The sequence below is a fragment of the Candidatus Poribacteria bacterium genome, from assembly GCA_026702755.1.
In the GTDB taxonomy this organism is placed as follows: Bacteria; Poribacteria; WGA-4E; order WGA-4E; family WGA-3G; genus WGA-3G.
In genome coordinates, this window is the sequence record JAPPBX010000120.1 from 45,046 (window position 1) to 64,459 (window position 19,414).

General features: G+C 47.2%; 18 protein-coding genes and 1 tRNA gene. 1 reads left to right on the forward strand and 18 read right to left on the reverse strand.

The features are described from left to right. Positions 1-71 precede the first annotated feature (71 nt). From OXH39_23980 to OXH39_24065, 18 genes are all read right to left on the reverse strand, one after another. A complete protein-coding gene (locus tag OXH39_23980; protein ID MCY3553527.1) occupies positions 72-1,478 on the reverse strand; it encodes a sulfatase in 1,407 nt (468 codons plus the stop codon). 65 nt (positions 1,479-1,543) lie between these two features. Next, complete coding sequence (locus OXH39_23985) at positions 1,544-1,939, reverse strand: retroviral-like aspartic protease family protein (protein MCY3553528.1); 396 nt, start codon at positions 1,937-1,939, stop codon at positions 1,544-1,546. Continuing rightward, entirely contained in the window at positions 1,939-2,166 is a 228-nt protein-coding gene (locus tag OXH39_23990) for a hypothetical protein (protein MCY3553529.1), read from the reverse strand. Before OXH39_23990 ends, OXH39_23985 begins: the two co-directional genes overlap by 1 nt. A gap of 282 nt (positions 2,167-2,448) precedes the next feature. Next, on the reverse strand, positions 2,449-2,571 hold the full coding sequence (locus OXH39_23995) for a type II toxin-antitoxin system HicA family toxin (GenBank protein ID MCY3553530.1): 123 nt from the start codon (positions 2,569-2,571) through the stop codon (positions 2,449-2,451). Beyond that, positions 2,543-2,776 carry a type II toxin-antitoxin system HicB family antitoxin gene (locus OXH39_24000; GenBank protein MCY3553531.1) on the reverse strand — a complete coding sequence of 78 codons (234 nt, stop codon included), beginning with the start codon at positions 2,774-2,776 and terminating at the stop codon, positions 2,543-2,545. The genes OXH39_23995 and OXH39_24000 overlap by 29 nt, the downstream gene beginning before the upstream one ends. Before the next feature lie 63 nt (positions 2,777-2,839). Further along, positions 2,840-3,904, reverse strand: a complete 1,065-nt coding sequence (locus OXH39_24005; GenBank protein ID MCY3553532.1) for a PorV/PorQ family protein — start codon at positions 3,902-3,904, stop codon at positions 2,840-2,842. A gap of 22 nt (positions 3,905-3,926) precedes the next feature. Then, the gene (locus tag OXH39_24010; protein ID MCY3553533.1) at positions 3,927-6,917 is read right to left on the reverse strand and encodes a hypothetical protein; all 2,991 of its coding nucleotides are present in this window, start codon (positions 6,915-6,917) and stop codon (positions 3,927-3,929) included. A 28-nt stretch (positions 6,918-6,945) separates the two neighbouring features. Then, the gene (locus OXH39_24015; protein ID MCY3553534.1) at positions 6,946-8,754 is read right to left on the reverse strand and encodes a glycosyltransferase family 39 protein; all 1,809 of its coding nucleotides are present in this window, start codon (positions 8,752-8,754) and stop codon (positions 6,946-6,948) included. A gap of 86 nt (positions 8,755-8,840) precedes the next feature. Next, positions 8,841-9,467 (reverse strand): hypothetical protein, encoded by a 627-nt coding sequence (locus tag OXH39_24020; GenBank protein ID MCY3553535.1) that lies wholly within the window; start codon positions 9,465-9,467, stop codon positions 8,841-8,843. Between the two features lie 23 nt (positions 9,468-9,490). Beyond that, complete coding sequence (locus OXH39_24025) at positions 9,491-10,030, reverse strand: 2'-5' RNA ligase family protein (protein MCY3553536.1); 540 nt, start codon at positions 10,028-10,030, stop codon at positions 9,491-9,493. A gap of 43 nt (positions 10,031-10,073) precedes the next feature. After that, a complete protein-coding gene (locus OXH39_24030; GenBank protein ID MCY3553537.1) occupies positions 10,074-11,192 on the reverse strand; it encodes a hypothetical protein in 1,119 nt (372 codons plus the stop codon). A gap of 125 nt (positions 11,193-11,317) precedes the next feature. Continuing rightward, positions 11,318-11,599, reverse strand: coding sequence for a hypothetical protein (locus tag OXH39_24035; GenBank protein MCY3553538.1), 282 nt, complete (start codon positions 11,597-11,599; stop codon positions 11,318-11,320). Positions 11,600-11,622: 23 nt separating this feature from the next. Further along, entirely contained in the window at positions 11,623-14,697 is a 3,075-nt protein-coding gene (locus OXH39_24040; GenBank protein ID MCY3553539.1) for a TonB-dependent receptor, read from the reverse strand. Positions 14,698-14,868: 171 nt separating this feature from the next. After that, positions 14,869-15,636 (reverse strand): DNA repair protein RecO, encoded by a 768-nt coding sequence (gene recO / locus OXH39_24045; protein MCY3553540.1) that lies wholly within the window; start codon positions 15,634-15,636, stop codon positions 14,869-14,871. Between the two features lie 64 nt (positions 15,637-15,700). Beyond that, a tRNA-Pro gene (locus OXH39_24050) sits at positions 15,701-15,775 on the reverse strand. Positions 15,776-15,841: 66 nt separating this feature from the next. Next, the gene (locus tag OXH39_24055) at positions 15,842-17,125 is read right to left on the reverse strand and encodes a hemolysin family protein (GenBank protein ID MCY3553541.1); all 1,284 of its coding nucleotides are present in this window, start codon (positions 17,123-17,125) and stop codon (positions 15,842-15,844) included. Between the two features lie 65 nt (positions 17,126-17,190). Beyond that, positions 17,191-17,646 (reverse strand): rRNA maturation RNase YbeY, encoded by a 456-nt coding sequence (gene ybeY / locus OXH39_24060; protein MCY3553542.1) that lies wholly within the window; start codon positions 17,644-17,646, stop codon positions 17,191-17,193. A 5-nt stretch (positions 17,647-17,651) separates the two neighbouring features. Continuing rightward, the gene (locus OXH39_24065) at positions 17,652-18,671 is read right to left on the reverse strand and encodes a PhoH family protein (protein MCY3553543.1); all 1,020 of its coding nucleotides are present in this window, start codon (positions 18,669-18,671) and stop codon (positions 17,652-17,654) included. 430 nt (positions 18,672-19,101) lie between these two features. On the opposite strand from OXH39_24065, the gene OXH39_24070 reads away from it, so the two are divergent. Beyond that, positions 19,102-19,414 (forward strand): hypothetical protein (locus tag OXH39_24070; protein MCY3553544.1); only part of this gene is annotated, 313 nt, incomplete at its 3' end.

Here is a 19,414-nt window from a genome sequence, read left to right on the forward strand (position 1 = left end):
TCCTGTCCTAATTCGCGTCAGCATATCCCCATTTTTATTGACATTATACCTTATTTTAGGATATTGTCAACTCATTTCAATAATGACCAGTCGGGTTCGTCTTCTGGGTCGCCGAGGGGACCATGGGCGTTACGAACAATGCGGCGTTGCGCGTCGTACCAGTCCATATAACTGGTTGCGGGTTGGAGTTTGTCGTTGCGGGTATCCATCAGGCTGGTGAGGGTGTTCTCCATTTTATCTGCCAACGCTTTTGCTTCGGGTTTGTCAATCAGGTTGTTCATCTGCAGCGGGTCTGTCCCTACGTTATACAGTATACGTTTGCCGTCGAGCCAGCGTGCGTAGCTGTGTGTCTTTGTGCGGACACCGCGCCACTCGTTACCATCGATGAGATAATCGTAGGTAGATCCGAAGTTCATCGTCAGGACTGCATCTTGTTCAAAGGCATCGGTTTCACCGCGCCAAGACGCTGATAGATCGTAGCCTTCCACGGTTCGAGGTGGCTGAATGTCGCACAAACCGCAGAGCGATGGAAACAGATCAACAGGGGATGTGAGTGTGTCACAGGTGCGGTGGTTTCCATCGAAAACACCGGGCAGACGCATAATCAACGGCACTTTAATGGATTCTTCATAGGGTTCTCGCTTCGCCCAGAAATTGATGCCTTGCGCGCCGCCTTGCGTTCCGTGGTCGGATCCGAAGATGAGTAGTGTATTTTCGACACGTCCCGTCCTTTCGAGATACGCCATCAGTTCACCGAGCATATCGTCCACCGTTAACGTCATTGCGAGATAGTGTCGGTAAATTTCTAACGACTGTTCTTTAACCGAATCAGGAACGTTTTTTGGGAGTTGGAGTTCAGTAGGCAGCCGATCGTAGTATTCCTGCGGTGCAAACTCATAAGGTGTGGAGTGTGCTTGATGAGGTGAGATAAACAGACAGAATGGTGTATCGTTCTCCATATCGTCCATGAATTGAAAAGCGTATCGGTTCAGGGCATCGGTTTCGTAACCCTCCCATCTTTCGTTCCGCCAGTCTGTGTCGAGGTTCACAGTGCCGTTGAAATAGTCGGTATGGAAATTGTAGCCGCGCCAATGTTGGAAACCGAGGCGATCGCGTCCTTCAGGGACGTAATCACGTCCGCCGATTTCTGGGAATGAACCGGTGTGGAGATGCCATTTGCCGACCCACGCCGTTCGGTAACCGTTTCGACTGAAAACGTCTCCGAATCCTATTTCATCGTGTCGGGTTTTGACGAAGTTAATGAGATGTCCGGTCGTTTGTGGGTGTCGTCCGGTGAGTAGCATGGAGCGGTAAGGCGTGCAGACGGGCGCAGTAGCAATCGCGTTTGAAAAAACGGTGCCTTCTTGCGCAAGTCGATCGATATGCGGTGTTTCAATCTGTGTGTCACCGTATACCGGTAACGAATAGGCACGGATCTGATCGGCGAGAAGATAAACGATGTTCGGTTTGTCTGTCATATTTTTCGTAGGGTTTGCAAGTTTCCAAAACCTGCTTTTGGCAGTGATGTTCCTTCAGGACAGGATTAGTGTGGACGAAGTTCAATCGTTCCGGTTGAGAATGAAATATTGACATCAAAATGCCTCAGAAAATTCAGACCTAATACACCATCTATAATTGAATCTTCAGGTAGATCATGGCATAAGACATCAATATTCTCAACAATCTCCCCAATTGCTGTCAGTTTCCGTACGGTAATGCGTTTCATTAACTCAATGCCACTGCCCGCGAGAATTTCCTCTTCTCTTGAGTTTGAGAGATCATATCCTAAATCTAAAGCAATTTTTGTTGGAATTGAGGTAGTTGAAACTCCAGTATCTAAAGCCACAAGTAGATCCCGGAAGTTATCCGCATTGATGCCTTCAACTTTAAGAGGTAGAACGATTAACCCAAACGAGAGATTAAAGGGAATACGCGCCATTATAATAAATAACCCATCCCTTCTGGAGGTTTACCAATATAACGTATTGCTGCACCGTCTTTGTACTGCCCGGAGGCGTTATAAATATCTGTCCGGGATTTACTATGGACTAAGACGCGTCCTGATAACAGTTCGGTATTTTCGCTATGTTTGCAATCAACGATGAAGAGCCATTCATCGGGATATTTCTGTTCCATCTCTTCAAGTGTCAAGTGCTCGTTTGCCATTTTTATCCACTCCTTCTCAAAGGGTGCTCAGAGGGTGTTAATGAATTGATACGTATCTATTATAGCATAATAACTTCTGTTTTGGCAAAGGTTTCAGCGCGCTCAGAGGTATTCGATTTTTAGTCGGACTTGGGCAGCTGGTTCACAAATTCTCTGATAAGAGGGATTCAAGGGAAAATAAAAAGAAAAATTAAAGTCGGTCAAATTCGTCTGGTGTTAACCCCGCGTGTCGTAGAATAGTCCGCAACGTTCCAACTCGGATTTCACGATGATTTGGAACCATCACTGTCCGAACTTCATTTCACTTTCACGGACAAATTTTACATGACTGCCGCGTTGATGAACTATAGTAAACCCTGCTTTTTCGAGTTTGCGTTTAATCTGCCGATAGGGGAGCGGTTTCATTAAAACTGATGTTAACCTCAAATTTGCGGATCTTAGGCATCACAGTTGGACGTGGCGGCTCGAAATAGAGTTCTAACGCCTCTCTGAGATTGTTAATTGCCTCGTCTTCACTTTTGCCTTGGCTAGAAACATCCACTTCCAAGCATTGCGCAATAAACCATTTGTCTTCTTGCGTGATGCTCGTCGTAAAAGTTTGCGTTTTCATTTTCTCTCCCGCGATTTTCGGCTCGCGATACCCTTCATAATTAATCTCCCGTTTCCATAGTACTTAGAACTGTAACCCCAAACTCACTCGGTGTGTCTGTTGTAGATGTCCGAAATCGGCGTAAGCATAGTCGAGGGAAAGGACCCTTTTACCGAGATTCAGATGGATACCCAAGCCGAGTGTAAGTCCCTCTTCATCGTCGCTGCGGTCTTCTCCTAATCGGAATTTGTAGCCCCCACGAATTGCCGCCATTTTTCTGTACCAGTACTCCATACCGATGTTCAGGCGTTCGCTGTTGTCGTTGGGATGGTTGGCATCAAGCGCGAGGGTAAGGAGATTGTCCCCAGAATCAACGACATCATAAGCGATACCGAGCCGAAAATTGGAAGGCAATGGAAACTCGATAGTCTCTAAAGCTGCCTTTCGTGCCGGATTCGTTGTAGCTGGAAAGGGACGATAGTCTGCTGTCCTCGGATCACCCGCGACCTCAGCACCGCTTGCCAGATTCGGACCGCTGAAGCGCATTTCCGGTCCAAAGTTCGAGAAACACATACCAATGCGTAAGCTCCGCCAGCCCGTATGATACAGCGTGCCGACATCAATTGCCACACCTCTGGCACTCTCCCGATGAATCTGTTGGTGGATGTATTTGGCGTTGATACCGAAGGAGAGGTTAACGCCAGATTCCTTTGCGTAAAGTTGTCTGGCGTATGCTACTGAGATTGCGGTATCATAAGCGGAGTACCAAAGCCCAGTGCCATCAGGCTTTGCGAGTGTGGTGATCTCGGTATCAGGGACATTGAGGAATGTGACGCTTGCTCCCAAAGTGCCGATCTTTTCTATTGGAGTAGCAAAGGCTAAATAGTTGTAGCGAACATCGGCAAGCCAAACCGTGTGGGTGTCTGATAAACTGGTTTTTTCGAGTTGGCTTATCCCTGCTGGATTCCAGTAGATACTGGTTACATCGTCGGCAAGCCCACCAAATGCACCGCCGAGACTGTCCACGCGCGCGCCCGGACCGATTTTCAGAAATTGTGCACCAGCTGTACCGACATTGGTTGTAGCATGACTCGGAATAACCCACATTAAAAGAAGAATGAATAAAAGAGCATAAATTGTATGTCGCATTTAGTTCTCCTGTTCCTCCGTGTTATCGAATAATGGCAAATCTACCGACTTTATTACCGACAACTGCGTCGCTTTGGTCTCGTGCTTCGACGTGGTAGATATAAATACCGCTTGCGAGTGCCTGATTATAGCGGTTGAGGAGTTCAAACGATGCTGTTCCACCCTTGTCCCCTTGTAACGAACGGTCGTCTGGAGCGACATCTGGATGGTAAGCGGCAGTGCTTTCATGTTCAAGTTTCTGGACGAGTTCACCTGCTAATGTATAGATCCGAATGGTACACCGTGGTGGGAGGCGCGTAAAGAAAATCTTGTCTGTTCCTTCTGAGAGCACCGCTCTGTTCGTGACGAAATAGGGGTTCGGTACCACACGAATTCGCCCAAGGTCAGCTTCAATGTTTGCAGCGGCAAGGGTCTCCTCTTTTGTTGTCAGAAGAAATTCATCGCCGTCTTGTGGCGCGCTGACACCGCCCATTTCAACAGTAAAGGCATCACCTGCGGAGATTTCACCGTTCGGGTCTTTTATAAACACATATCCGCCTCGAACGTAAATCCGGAAGAAACCCGGTGTCTCTGCTGGAACGTATTCATCACGCCAGCCGGTGCCTGTCAGAATAGCGTATCCGTCGACGCGCTCGGCGTTGAATTGGATTTCTTCGCTTGTGTTTTCATCCATCACCTTGACGTGTGTATCGTCAGTAAACGTGATTGAATAGGTATGTGGACGGTAATACGTTGACCACCAGACGTTGGGCCATGTGTTCTCACCAAAACCGGGCGATTGAATATCTACTGACCAATCTGTTACTGTGCCCGCCGTCAGTTTAACGTCGTTGATCGGATTTTCCATTGGAGTTCCATAGGACACATCAACCCCTGTTATCTTCAGAACGATGCCATCAAACATCGGCGAAAGGGCTTCAGCGGCTTCCTGATGCTCCGGGTCATACCAGTCAAAAAACTGTTGCTCGACGACGGTTTCGTTTGTCGTCGTGTTGACAATTTCATAAGCAGGTGGCTGATACCCGGGGCCCGTGATGTATCCCGCGGGACCTGTCTGTTTCGCGCCCGACCAGACAATCTTGTATTGATGACCTGTGACCTTGTTTGGTGCGAGTACCATCGGTTCGACAGTAACGCTTCCCTGTCCCTGCTGTTGTATTTCAGCAGTAGGTTCCCGGTATCCAGCAGGTTCGGCGCGCGGCACAACATGAACCATTGTCTCAATCTGACTGCTCTCCATTGCAATCAGCCCTGCTTTAGGGTTGCCTGTGTCGTAAGAAGTGACGGCGTAGGTGTATTCAAGTCCGTTGGTTAAGCCTGCGTCGGTGTAGAAGTTCTTGATGCCTGCATCTTCACCGAGTGCCTGTGAGGGCGTGGAAACGACGCGGAAGATGTCACCAGCGACGGGTGGTCCTGAGGGACCATCGGAAATCTGCACGTAGAGTCCACCGAAATAGATACGGGCACCAGAACGATACGTTCCATCAGGATACGGTTCACCTGTATTTGGATCTTTGATGACAACATATCCACCACCATTTGCTGGAAAGGCGGGGTTGTGTGCCATAACTTCCCACAGCGTTGTGTTAACGACTTCAAAGGTTGTGCTGGAGTTGAATTTGATCATATAAACAGCACTTTTGAAGAAACTCGCAAAGAAAGGTTCGTCGCCCATACTTTCAATGACGGCATCCGACTTTTTACCGACATGGGACACTGTAAAGAAATTACCCGTTGCACTCGGCTTGTCGAACTCCATCAGCATTGTCCAATCTTCGACCGGATCACCAGTGGATTCATCATAAGCAACATCGCGCCTATAAACTCGGTATCCCTCGAAGATTTTCTCTGGGTCAGTCACATCAACATATTCTTCGATATTTTTACTGACACCTGCATCAACCCAACGTCCTTCGCTTTCCCAAACGAGTGTCACCTGTCCATCCGCAGGATAAGCGGAGACCAGTGGTGAGGGCGGCGGTGCCGGAGCAACGTAGCCGTCATCATACAACTTCTGTGCCCAGTCTGCGGAGGCTTGCAAACCTGCAAGTCCTTCACCGATTGCCACAGCGATAATAATGTTGAATGACTCTCCCGGGGCAAGCGATTCAACCGGTCCATAAGATTGGATAAAGCGTTGATCGTCATAGTTTGCCGGAAGTGGTTCCACACCCGGAGTGCTGATGAGCGCGTACATTTCTGCATCGGTCGTTGGGTCTGTGGAGATTGTAATCCGCTTGTGCGCCGCGAAAGGAATTTTTGCCGCCGGATCCTCCGCATTCTCCCCGATATACGCATCCAAGACCCGTAAGCCGATGTAACCGGGGGCGGAGGCGTTGGAGAATCCGTAGGAGAGGTAACGGTTAGGATGATCTACTGGATTGAGAGCATCTGGTGTCTGATCCAATGCAACGAAGTCGTCAGCGGAGTAGCTTGCTGTCCCCGTCTCATTACTGGAGATGTCCACATCGTATCGAAACGCCATGAATACATCCTCAAGGACATCAGTGCCAGCATTTTTGACGTTATACTCAAGAATAAAGAAATCGTAGAGAGGTGCGTAACTCCACTGAAATCCATGCACTTCAAGTTCTAAACCGAGAATCAAATCTTTATTTGCATCAGGGTTCATGTCAGAGCATTTGAACATGATGGCTTGGTTCGTCGGTGTCCCTTTCGTCGTCACACCGGGTTTGTTTGAAATAACTTCTGGCGCGTCATCGGTGGGCCAAATTTCACTTTGTCTACCATCTGCTTCAGAAACGCCAATCTCTCCATTCTTTTTTGCCCCGATCCAGATATCGCCTTCAAAGATGTAAGAATCGTTTGTTCCAGCGGGCCACCATCCCGAGGGATTGGCAGTCGGGTTACTCGGATACCCGACGACTGCAGTGTTAAAGATAGCAGACGATAAATTGCCTACATCGAGTGCTTTCCAATCCACTTGTGCACTTGTAGGTAGTGCTATGAGTGCTAAAATTGTGGATAGATAAATATATCGTAATAATTTCATAAATTGCTCCTATGAAGATATATGATTATTATTCGTGAACTTCCGTAATTTCATAAACCCGATACCGTTGTGTTTTTCCATTTCCAACATCTATCTCACCTTCAATGAACAGCGGATAATTGTATGCTGTTTCTTTGACAGAGAAGATGTAGGGAATTGCCCCTGCTTCACGTGCTATTTTGGCTTGATTCTTGAAATCGCGGGGCTCTTTTCTATGCACATTGTGAATCTGATACGTTGACCGGTCGGCGTAGTACATTAGATCGAAGTGTGCGCCGACGCGTTCATCGTCAAGAAAGAAACAGGCGTTTTCTGGCATCTCACGTTGGAGACGGGGTCCGCTCTTTTCATATAGCGGGATTTTGCTATTGCGCTCCGTGACTTTGTATGCAGCATCTATATAACCTCTTACATAGAATAAGGCAATCAGCAGTGCGACTATACGGAGTCCAAGCCATAGCCACTTTTGCCAATTATACCGGCGAACCAGCATATATACACCCGCGAAAATCGCGAGCAGGATCCCAAATCCGAGCAGCTGCTCAACAATCCAAAAATTCGTCTCAATAAAGGGCGCGAATTTCTTCAGTCCGTCAAACTGATCTCGTCCTTTGACCAGGGTGCGTCCACCGGAGATGATAGTAATCACTAACATTCCTGCACACCAAATTGAGGTGTAAACCCAGTCCCGCCGCTGCCATGCGCGACTGATGACCGCTGCCAAGCAGATGAGTAGCGGTGGCACGGCAATCATTGTCGCTGAGGGCGTTTTTGTCTCCGCGAGTGTGTGCGGAACGATAACGCCGATACCCCACGCCAACACGAAAAGTTCGGCTAAGTTCCAGCGTTTGAACATAACCACCAGCAGACACAAGACCGCTGCAACAAGCGCAGCATAGAACACCGGATAGAATAGCGGCATGTAGTCAAATAACGGTCGATCCCAACTCGCGCCCCAGCTTTCAACGTCTGTGTTAAGATGGTCAAGAACGCGTTTATGTTCCCATAAGAATTCCTTTCGGTAGTAAATCAGGCAATAGATAACCCACGGCGCCACTGTCGCAATTGCCGCCAAAAGTTGTATACCGATGTCGCTGAGCCGAATCTTTGCGTCTGCCGCCTCGTTTTGTGTGCTGTCATCCGATAGGTATCTCTCGCGATAAATCTGTTTACCTCGTGCGACGCACCAAACAACAAGCGCGATCCCGAAGGTAATGCAGGCGAGGTAGCTTTTTGAGAGGTACGCGATCCCCATCGCGACACCAGATAAAATATAATTCCTCCGTTTTCCGGTCCGAACTGCGCGAAGCAGGAACCAACACGAAACCTGCACCCAGAGTAGTAAGGCGATGTCGATATGGTCCGAATAGCGATAGCCATGAACGGACGCAAAGAGAAAAGGATTGAATCCGTGAAGGAACGCTGCAATAAGCCCCGCTCGTTTGTCAAAAAGATCTGCGGCAGTCCGAAATGTCAACCACGTCGTCACGACAAGACTGATGACAGATGGCAACCGGAGCGCGAACGTGTTAATACCGAAAATCAAGTGCGAGATCCAGATTGTCCACATGGCGACAGGCGGTTTATGCAGCCAGATGTGGTTCTCGCCCCACCCTTTATAGTCATACGGGAGCCAAGGTTGATCGTAGAGCGTGAATTTGAGCGGATGTTTCGTCAAATTCCGTGCCACGACAGCGTGAAAACCTTCATCCCAATAGGTGATCCCGCTATGTCCGACGTGCCTCAACACCAGAACACCAGAGGCGATCAGGATGCAAAGTAGGATAATTTTTGTAACCGTGGATTCGCTTTTGAAGTTGACACCCGCAAAATTCATCTCTTATGTCGTAAATCTGTCTGAAATAGTTGTGTCCCTTTTAACGCTTCTTCAGTTCCATTTCTGTCTTCTACAATTTTGGACGCTCACAGGATGCGTTGAAATAACAAAGACATCGCAATTCCACCAATGACCATAAGTATACCCATAACCAAAAAGAAAATACAAGCGGTCAGATTCGTATCGGCGGATGAAACTCGAAAATGCTCGTTCATTGCATCAGCGATCTTTTTAAGGAGCGAACTGTGTCCACGCTGTTTGATTTTGATCTGCCCCGATCCCATCCATGACTGAATGGATACTTGTAAGTCGACTTCAACAGAGGTAAGTCGTATTGTAGAAAGCGTTTCTTCGTAGGGTAAGTCTAACTTCTGTAAAGATGTAAGGAGCGCGTCACGAAACGACGTATCTGTAACTGCGTATGCGACGTAACCCCTCAAGGCAAAACACATCATCACAAGGAGAAGCGTAAATATGGCGGGGTTTAACCACTTTATTATAAATGAACTATCCCCTGGTAGAAAGACAGGTATTAAAATTGCTGGTACAAGACCGATGAACATCACTAACAGCAGCCATCTACTTGAAATTAAAAAAGGACGCTTCGTGAGGATACCTCGCAGCCCAATCACAAAGAAAAAAACTGCGAAAATCCCGAACCAAATTGGAACCATAATCGAAAATAGCGTGATGTAGAAGTCAGAATCCATCATCAACCTCCTTTGGCGCGTGACTTTTATGAATTAAGATTGAACGAGCACAGCCTTTGACAACCTGTAGCGGAAACCTTCACCACGCCAATTTCTCCAACTTTCGTAGAAGTCGGTAAAGCAATTCGTCGACAAACGGTTACTGCTTCAACAATCTGTTCTTCTGACAAACCGAAAGCGAGTGTGCAGTGCGGCACCCACCGTCCAACAGTGTAATATTCCCGTTGTTCCGCTGCGTACTTTTTGAAAATTTTGTGAAATGTCTTGTGTAGATTAAGCAGCTGCTCAGTGACCGTTGCACCTAAATAAACGACCCCTTCCGATGTAGAGAAGATACCTATGTTTGGAAACGACAATCGAAATGGTGCAACACCCATCGCAAAGGTTGACAATTCCTGTTCAAGTGAATCTGTTTCAAGATGGTCGCAAACCCCAAGAGATATATGTGGACGGTAACCCCCTTTGGGCATAGAATCGCTAATCTCTGCGTCATCAATCGCTTTCCATACATCACGGATGCATTCTTCGGTTGAGGGGTCAAAATACAGTTCAACAACAAATGGCATATATAATCTCGAAAATTTTGATTACTCTGCACTACAATAAGTGCTACAGATCAGATTCGTTAATCTTGTTATAGATGTCGGTGCCCATGTTGACTAATTTCTCGCGGATTTCATCCCAATCTTCTGGATGGTCTTTACCTTTGTTAATGACATGAAACCGAACCATTGCACGTTTACGCGATTCGCGGGGATCGTAGTCGTAATCTGCTTCCGGGAACAATGCGATAATTTCGTCTCGACGCTCAATTCTGTTCTCTCCCCAACAGAAAAAAGAAACATTACTGTAATTCTTACGACAACCGAGTATTATTCCCACGCCGCGGCCGCGGATCCGCTTTGAAATCCATCCGTCTTCTCCAATAGGCACGGGTTTACCAGCAAATAATTCTCCAAATTCACCACTACGGATCGGCTGCCAGAATTCGCTATACCCAGCTTCGGCTTTCTTCTCGGTTTGGATGTCTATATCTGGTGCAAGACGAACAATGTTTGTTCCAGCAGCATATCGCTCTCCACGCGCACCTCTTTTCCAAATGTACTTGTCAACAGCTCGGACAGAGACACCCACACGTTCTGATGCTGCTTCTAACAGGAGAAGGGACTCAATATCTGAGACCTTTCGGTTTAAAGTATCAGATAAGAATCTGATAATGTGCACGTCCGGTTTTGTGGTATTTGCACCGAAAAGCATTCGGAGGTACTGAAAGCCAGCAAGTTTAAAATGCTTGATATTTAACCCATAACACTCCTCAGGTCTGGCTTGAATTGCCCATTGTTTAAGGAACTCTTTTTCGGGAACCGTTGGAATTCTTTCTACAATTTGGCAGACAAACTTTACCACTTCCTGAAGCATTTTTGGCTTCACCTTGGAATTGTGATTAAGCTCATCAATCATGAAAGCATCAGGCGATTGACAGTTTGCCATGAGATTCGCTAAATCGTTGATCTGTTGTATATCAGGATGTTTGTTCCTGAAATTTTTCAGTCGAGGAATCACGAATTTGTCATAATTTCTGCGAAGTGATAGAACGCAGTCGATCACCTTAATAGCAGTAGGTTGGGGATTCACCAAATCTTCCGGGCTTGGAAGATCCGATGCAAATTTTGCTACCTCAGTTACTACCGCAGCTACATCAGTTTCTGCAATGTTGATTTCTCTCATTTAGAACTCTCCTTTTAAAAATCCAGACTCACACCCATTATAATCAAGCATAGAGAACTCCACGACAGCGGGTGTAAATGCTTCTTATCGTCAAGCAGGATATCGTATTGATCATACGTCAATAATCAGACTGCCTGACTCCTCTGGGAAATGGTGTTACAAAGCCTATTCCGCTCCTCAATAATTGTTTGTGAGACAGGTTTCCCCTTGACCTCAATGAGTTGCCGTTCAATTGTGTCAGTGACAGGAGGGTTCTTCACTTCTTTAACTAAGCCTTTCGATAGCAAGACTTGATGAAATACTTCCAGTTTATCAGCTTCGTCCTGCTCTTTCAATAGTCTCCGTAAGTGATACCGATCGGTCGGACTTAACGTCTTTATTGCTTCTGCGATTTCTTGCATTCGCATTGTTTGCCCCTTATTATCTTCAACTAAAAGTCCAGACTCACACCCATCATAATCAAGCGTGGAGAGCTCCACGACAGCGGATGCGAATGCTTCCGGCTGGTAAGCGGAATCCCGTATCGGTCATACGTCACCGGATCAAGGAGATCGTCCAGATTTTTGGTGTTGAAGACGTTCCGAATGTCCGCAAAGAAGGTATAGGTCAACCCACCAATCCGGCTCCGTTTGCTGATAAGCGCGTCAACATTATAGGTCGGCGGATACCGCTTCGAGTTGATGTCGGGTTTGGTCGGTGAGCTCGGATTGGGTGTATAAGGTAAACCGCTCCCGTACCTGCCAATCAGGTTGACAGAAGAATCGAAGGGCAGTTGGATATCCAGCATTCCTGAAAAAATGTGTCGCTGATCCCATGCTAATGGGTGGCTTTCCGTTACATCGGGCTGCTGCCGGTAGTAGGTGAGGTAGCCCAGATTTCGGCTGGAGCCTTTCCCCTTCGCGACGGAGTAGGTGTAACTGAGCAGTCCGGAGACCGGACTCCCACCTGTACGCCACTTGCGAATGGTGAGTTCAAATCCCTGCACCCGACCATAGATGCCGTGGAGCATACCCTCGAATTCACTATTAAGGAAGTAGCTGTAATCGTTGGTAATATCGACATGCACGCTGTTAACGAGTTTATTGATGTTCTTGGTGAATCCGGTGATGTCAATCGTTAGGTCATCGGTGAATTGCCGGATGACCCCGACTTCGTAGGCGATAGTTCTCTCTGGCTCCAGATTGGGATTACCCCTTCTTCGGATTGCACCCCGCATATCAAAACTAAGATTTTCGTAGAGATCATCACCCCGTGGAATCTGGTAGTAATGTCCATAAGTAAAGTGCAGCTTTGACCGATCGGTAACTGGGAAGGAGATGCCGAGACGTGGCGCGATCATGTGTTTGGTGGAAGACTCAACCGGATCTTTGATAATCGGTAGCCCGACTTTATAAGTGCTTTTGTCCAGTTTGATTGTACCATCGTCGTTCAGTTCCAATGGGTCAAACGGGTCCTTGGGAAAGCTGCCATCTGGATTATACAGATCATATCGTAATCCAGCGTTGACGATCATGCCTTCATATTCCATCTTATCTTGCACATACGCACTTATGGAATGAGGCTGGACTTCATAATACTCCATGTAGAGGTTGGAACTTCCGTAATTTGTTGCACCGAGATTATAGAGGTCATATCCCAAGAATTCAACACCTGTCTGGATTTGATGGTTCGCCGTAACTTGGCTGGCAAAATCCGCTCTCAATATTGAGGTTGTTGCATTGCTGGAACCCCAGGAATTGTTATCTCCGGCAACGAAGTAGGTGGTATCGTTGTATGCCTGTTGGAGCGGGTTTCTAATCCTACCTTCTTCTTGGTTCTGCGCAAAGGATTTTTCAGGGTCCCAAGCGTTTTCGTCAAATGTCTTCTCCAACGGATCCCACACTTTCGGATCACCCTCAACAAACTTTTTGGTGGACGGATCCCACCATTTTCCGGGTTGCTTGCTCTCACCTGATCGTTGGAATTGACCAGCGGTCAAGGTGTAAAAGGTTCCCGAGTTGATGTTATGTGAAAGTCGCACGGATATATTCCGCGCGTCCGAGTTTGACACTGGCGCAGCACTGGGCCAAAAACGTGCTGAACCGCCATAGGAATGGCTTTCCCCGCGATTGAAAAGTCCGCTCGCGGTGAGTTTGATACTCGGTGTTACTTCAAACTTCAGTTTTCCCTGAAAGATATATCCGGTTCCACCACTATTCGGAAAAAAACTGTTATTCCGACTTATCTGGCTGGAGGCGGCGAACGTTAATCGATTGCCCCATATCGGACCGCTGAGCGCAAATTCTCCAATATGGCTCGGGGAGAGGTCGTACTCTTTCGTATCGTTGAACAATTCGCTATACTGCTCCAGATCCACGATATAGCCGTCCAACAAGGTAACCTGTTTCTTCTCATAGTCGATAACGGTGCCATCGGCATCTTTGTAAGGTTGGCGTGTCATGACCACTTCGCCTGTCTCTTCATTTATCTGTGGCTCACCTGTTTCCGAATCTATCACGGGTTGAAGTGGGTTCTCTGTCCTGTCGGCATACACGCCGGGATAAATCTCTGTGAAGACGACCTGTTCATCGCCTTCTCGTTCTGCCAATTCCGCAACTGTAACGTCCTGCCCACGATACGGCGTTTGATAATCGTAGGGTTGACCGAAGAAGATACCCCTGAAGGGTTCAATCGCAACGGGGCGGAATCCATTATCCGGATCAAGCCATGGACCGTATAACGCGTCCCCGTGGTGCGTTCCCCACTGCCCGACTCGGTAACGAATTCTACCGGAGAATTTGTTTGTTCCAACCTTCGTGATGAGATTAATGATACCGGATTGCGCATCGCCGTGTTCGGCATTGAATCCACCCGTGATGACTTCCATCTGCTCAAGGGAATTCGTGCCGATGCTCAAACCCAAACTTCTGCTGATCGGGTTATTGATTGGGATACCGTCAATAAGGTATCTGATCTCCATCGATCTGCCACCGCGGACATGGGCTGTACCGGTCGAGTTCAGCACAGCAACGCCGGGGAGGGTTTGTAGAATGCCATTTACCGTATCGCGGGGCATCGCCTCAATATCTTCTGATTCAATGATTCTTGCAGTCTGTGTAACATCTTTCTTAATCAGTGGTTTGGTGGCTGTTACCGTTATCCCTTCGAGTGTGACAACCTCAGATGCCTTCAAGGTGAAGTCTAAGGTTGTGGTAAGTCCTGCGAGTACTGTCGCACCTTCCACCGTTTCGGAGGTGTAACCGGTCAATTCAACTTTTACGTTGTAACCGCCGGGTGGGATATTGGTCATCACATAGTAGCCAGCATCGTTTGTCGTTGCGGTGCTGCTTGTTCCGACGATTGTCACTGTGACATTTGCCAACGGTTCGTTTGTCGCTTCAGTGGTGATGACACCAGAAATTTTTCCGGTGATCGCAGCAGGCACTCCTTGGATGCCTACTATCACCATACCTACTATAATTAGCGCGAATAGCACCGTTTTTTTCAATATATTATGCTTTTTCATAAGTACATTTCCTCTTTTCTAATGCTTGAATAGTCAAGTATCTGGACTTAGACACAGTGTTTTAGATGAAAAAAATAGATTAAATAATCCGACAAGGAATAGATGGAAACCTTCCGTATTAACTCAATTGGACAAAACAATAATTTCTATTGCAGAAAGTCATGCAAAGATCTAACCTAACACACTTTCAATGAATCTAAGGCTTTTTAAATTCCGTTCGGTATGATATTCAATGAAACTGCCGAGGGCGCGTTTAAGTTCGTTATGATTGCGGGTGGAGGCGCGAATTCGGTTGAACCGCTCCCACTCAGATTTCCGAAGCATCTTTAGCAATTCACGACTGCCCGGTGCGATTGTAAAGGCAGCACCGTCTCGGTTTTTGCAATCGCCGCAAAGTACACCCCCGTACCGAACACTGAACGCGATGCCGAATTTCTCTGTGCCTGCACCATTTACGCCTGAACCGCAGTGTACACAACGCGAAAGTTCCGGCCCGTAGCCTGCACAGTCCAAAAATTTAATTTCAAACCCTCTTGCAAGCAATGGAACATCGTCCACATCGACTAAAAATTTATAGGTGGTTCGGAGGAGATCGAAAATTTCAGGGTTAGCGATGCCTTCTGATGCGATACTATCTACGAGTTCAGCGAAATAGCAGCCGTAAGTGATGCGCGTGAAATCGGAGCGGATTGTATCAAATCCGTTAATCAGATTGAAGTCGGTGATGTTCTGTAATTCTCGGTTTTCTCGGTGTTGGAAGATAAGCATTCCGTGGTTGAGGAGCTCTAAACTCCCGCCAAGTTTGCTTTTCGGACTTTTCACGCCGTAGGCGACCGCTTTGACCTTCCCGAAGTCAGGCGTGTAGAAGGTAATTATTTTGTGGAATTCTTTAAGCGGGAAGGTGCGAATGACAATCGCTTGGGTCTTTTGGGCTGCCATGTTTTTTAGGTGTAGACGCGTTTTGGGCTTGCTATGTGGACGCGTGCTAATTAAAAAAATAGAATCGGGGCGAGAGGATTTGAACCTCCGACCTCCTACTCCCGAAGCAGGCGCGCTAGCCGGACTGCGCTACGCCCCGATCTGTATGTTTAATTATACCTTCTCTGATAGGTTTTGTCAAATTAATCCAATTTTTTAGGGCTTTTCAAGAAGTACCGCCTATGTTGATATCCGGCATCTGGATATGAATCCTGTGGATGCGTCGCTCATCCGCCTCAAATATGGTGAAGCGGATACCGCGGAAGGTAAATGTATAGCCTTGTTCAGGCACACGCCCGAGGTGATCTACAACGAACCCGCCGATTGTATCGATGTTTTCCGCTTCAAATTCTGTGCCGAGTCTTTCGTTCAAGTCCATAAGATTCAATCTCGCATCAACCGAATAGGTGTTGGCATCCATCTGGATGTAGTCATCCTGTTCGTCTATTTCATCTTCATCTTGGATTTCACCCACAATTTCTTCGATGATATTTTCCAGCGTCACTATTCCAGCAGTGCCGCCGTATTCGTCCACAACGATTGCTATATGCTGTTTATGTGCCCGAAGTTCCCTGAAGAGTTCCGAAATGTTCTTACTTTCCGGTGTGAAAAAAGGACTCCGATCGACGATGAGTTCTCTTAGATTGATCGGCTTGTCTTTTGCCCAGCAATCCAGCATGTCTTTAACGTGCAAAATTCCGACGATGCGGTCGATGGTTTCTTCGTAGATCGGAATACGCGTGTGTCGGCAGGTAATCGTTGTCTGTAGCACTTCAGCGGCGGGTGTATTGGCTTCGAGACAGACCATATCAGTTCGCGCGACCATAATTTCTCGGACAACTTTATCTGGTAAATCTAAAATCCGAGCAATCATTTCTCGATCGTCGGGTTCTAAGATTTCTTGGCTATCGGCGACGTTGTCGAGTGTTTCTAAAACCTCTGGGGATACGAGGCTGTCTTGGGCTGAGGTAACCTTGCCCCCGAAGACTCGGACAATGAGATTTGCGAGGAAATTTAGTGGGATTAAAACAACAAACCCGCCCCAGTAAATCACGCGGAGAACGCTGAGCGCTCGGATGGTTGCTTCCCCTGTGCTGCCCTGGACATAGTTTTTAGGGAACAATTCGGTAAGGATGACGAAACATGCGACTGCCAGTGCTGCATTTGCCACTGGATACACCAAATATTGGTCTTTCCAAAACGTCATGAATACCATAACGCTTACCACTATCAAGATCGTTTTTGCCGTGATGATAGTCAGCGAATAGCGACGTGGATTGCGCAGCAGCGAGGTTAAGAGTTCGTAGCGTTTCCCGCCTTCCTCGGCAAACTTGAGAATATCGTCCCGCGTTAACCGGGCAAGCAACGCTTCAGCAGCTGAAAACAGCGCACTGAGAATTAGAAGTATGCCTAAACTAACGAGTTTGATGATTAGGTTTAGGTCGTCCAAACGTAAGATCACGCTCCTTATAACGGACCAACTTTGTGGCGTTCAGAAGCCGGTGGATAATCGCGCTACGGTGCCTGTAATAGACAGAAGATGGCTTTCTGTTTCTCAAACATGATTGTTGCTTCGTCTTGCGTTTGATGGTCATATCCTAATAGATGTAGTGCCCCGTGTATTGTAAGCATTGCAACTTCGGTTTCAATGCTGCTGGAGGTCCCGCTGAGTCCCTCATCCGCTGTTGCGGCGTGTCGTGCTGCGGTTTCAAGGGATATAACGAGATCTCCGAGTAGGTTCGGGTTCAGAAGGTTATCTTCACCTTCGCGCATTGCAAACGCCAGTACATCGGTCGGTTTATCGATTTTTCGATAGTCGCGATTGAGGTTCCTTATGTCGTTATCATCTGTCAAGAGGACACTGACTTCGCACGCTTCTGCGTCATGTGCCTTCAATGTTGCACGCACCGCGCTGTAAACCACTTCCACATCAAAGGTAGTGTTGCTACTCGTATTGGTAACACGAATCAAAACAGCTATCCTTCTTCGGTAGACACATCCGGTGGACCTACGCCATTATTCCGTTTTGTGTTTTGCGGTGATGCCTGCTCATAAGCCTCGACAATGCGTTGAACCAATTCATGTCGGACGACATCGACTCTGGAAAAATAGATGAACTGGATTCCGTTGATTCCCGAAAGCACTTCTTGTGCATCTGCGAGCCCTGAAACTTTATGTGTTGGAAGGTCCGTCTGTGTGATGTCGCCTGTAACCACAGCTTTAGAATCAAAACCGAGACGAGTCAAGAACATCTTCATCTGTTCTATCGTCGCGTTTTGTGCTTCATCGAGGACAACAAACGAATTGTTAAGGGTTCTACCTCGCATAAACGCAATGGGTGCGACCTCAATGACGTTCCGCTCGATGTATTTGTCGAGTGTTTCTGGTGGCATCATATCGTAGAGCGCGTCATACAAAGGGCGTAGGTATGGATGCACCTTATCTGCGATGTCGCCGGGTAAAAAACCGAGGCGTTCACCGGCTTCAACGGCAGGACGTGTCAAAATGATTCGACTCACCTGTCCGCTTTTAAGCGCGGAAACAGCCATAGCCATGGCAAGGTAAGTTTTGCCTGTACCGGCGGGTCCGATGCCGAAAACAAGGTCGTTGTCTTTGATCGCCTCAACGTACCTTTTCTGCCCAGCCGTTTTGGGGCGGATGACCCCACGTTTTGAGAATACTGGAATCGACTCAGCTCCGATTCCACTTGGGATGTCTTGTTCATCCGTATCCGATGCGCGAATTACGTAGCTAACATCGGTCGCTTCAATGCGTTCTCCTTTCCGGATGCGGTGAAGTAGTGATTCGAGAACCGTTGTCACCCGGTTAACTTCTGTAACGTTTTCACCGATGACAGCGATGCTGTCACTTTTCAAAACAACGCGCACGTCAAATCCATCTTCAATCATTTTTAGAAAGGCATCACTTTGCCCAAAGAGGGCTTGCACTTCAGCGTTGCTCTGTATGGGAACACCCTTAGATTCTTGTTTCTGCAATAGGATTCTAATCCTCCAGATTTTTTAGATGGGAAACCAGTGGGTTTTACCGTGTGTTCTGTCTAACTTAGCGCAATTGCAAAAAAAAGTCAAATTTCAGACATTACGCAAATTTGTTTCTCTTGCCGTCAAGATTTCGAGCTATGCCAGCCAAAACCGTTTGCGCACTTCCTATTCAACTGCTTTTATTGTACAAAATCTTGCAACAAAAGTCAAGTGCATTTTTACGGGCATTCGGGCGTAAAGCCCAATGCTTTAGCTTTGGGATATAAGCCCGCTGAGTGCGCGTGTCAAGAAAATAAACTTGACTTTTAGTGTAAATTGTTGTATGATTATAGTATCAAGTTGGCAGGTATAATCAGCGTTACCACTTGGTAATGTGCCTGCCTACCCACTGATTAGGGGTTAAAAACTTGATACTTGATACCCCATGAAGACCTATAAATATCCGCTTTATGATCAGTCTAATACGATCCGCATTGGCAACTTGCTTGATGATATGTGGCAAGTGCATGTGTATTTCCACGAGTGGCAACGTCAAAGGTATAAAGACGGACTGCCGTATGCCAACCATGCTGCGATGTGCAAACATTTGACTGATTTGAAACGCACGACACATCCGCATTGGCATGCGTTGCCGAGTCAAGCGATTCAAGAAGAACTGAAACGGATACACTTGGCGTATGAACGTTTTTTCAAGAAACTTGGCGGCAGACCCAAGATTAAGAAACGGCATAGGTTCA

Excerpts from the sequence above, each read along its gene's own strand:
- OXH39_23980 (MCY3553527.1), bottom strand. The coding sequence starts at position 1,478 with ATGACAGACAAACCGAACATCGTTTATCTTCTCGCCGATCAGATCCGT.
- OXH39_23985 (MCY3553528.1), bottom strand. The coding sequence starts at position 1,939 with ATGGCGCGTATTCCCTTTAATCTCTCGTTTGGGTTAATCGTTCTACCT.
- OXH39_23990 (MCY3553529.1), bottom strand. The coding sequence starts at position 2,166 with ATGGCAAACGAGCACTTGACACTTGAAGAGATGGAACAGAAATATCCC.
- OXH39_23995 (MCY3553530.1), bottom strand. The coding sequence starts at position 2,571 with ATGAAACCGCTCCCCTATCGGCAGATTAAACGCAAACTCGAAAAAGCA.
- OXH39_24000 (MCY3553531.1), bottom strand. The coding sequence starts at position 2,776 with ATGAAAACGCAAACTTTTACGACGAGCATCACGCAAGAAGACAAATGG.
- OXH39_24005 (MCY3553532.1), bottom strand. The coding sequence starts at position 3,904 with ATGCGACATACAATTTATGCTCTTTTATTCATTCTTCTTTTAATGTGG.
- OXH39_24010 (MCY3553533.1), bottom strand. The coding sequence starts at position 6,917 with ATGAAATTATTACGATATATTTATCTATCCACAATTTTAGCACTCATA.
- OXH39_24015 (MCY3553534.1), bottom strand. The coding sequence starts at position 8,754 with ATGAATTTTGCGGGTGTCAACTTCAAAAGCGAATCCACGGTTACAAAA.
- OXH39_24020 (MCY3553535.1), bottom strand. The coding sequence starts at position 9,467 with ATGATGGATTCTGACTTCTACATCACGCTATTTTCGATTATGGTTCCA.
- OXH39_24025 (MCY3553536.1), bottom strand. The coding sequence starts at position 10,030 with ATGCCATTTGTTGTTGAACTGTATTTTGACCCCTCAACCGAAGAATGC.
- OXH39_24030 (MCY3553537.1), bottom strand. The coding sequence starts at position 11,192 with ATGAGAGAAATCAACATTGCAGAAACTGATGTAGCTGCGGTAGTAACT.
- OXH39_24035 (MCY3553538.1), bottom strand. The coding sequence starts at position 11,599 with ATGCGAATGCAAGAAATCGCAGAAGCAATAAAGACGTTAAGTCCGACC.
- OXH39_24040 (MCY3553539.1), bottom strand. The coding sequence starts at position 14,697 with ATGAAAAAGCATAATATATTGAAAAAAACGGTGCTATTCGCGCTAATT.
- recO (MCY3553540.1), bottom strand. The coding sequence starts at position 15,636 with ATGGCAGCCCAAAAGACCCAAGCGATTGTCATTCGCACCTTCCCGCTT.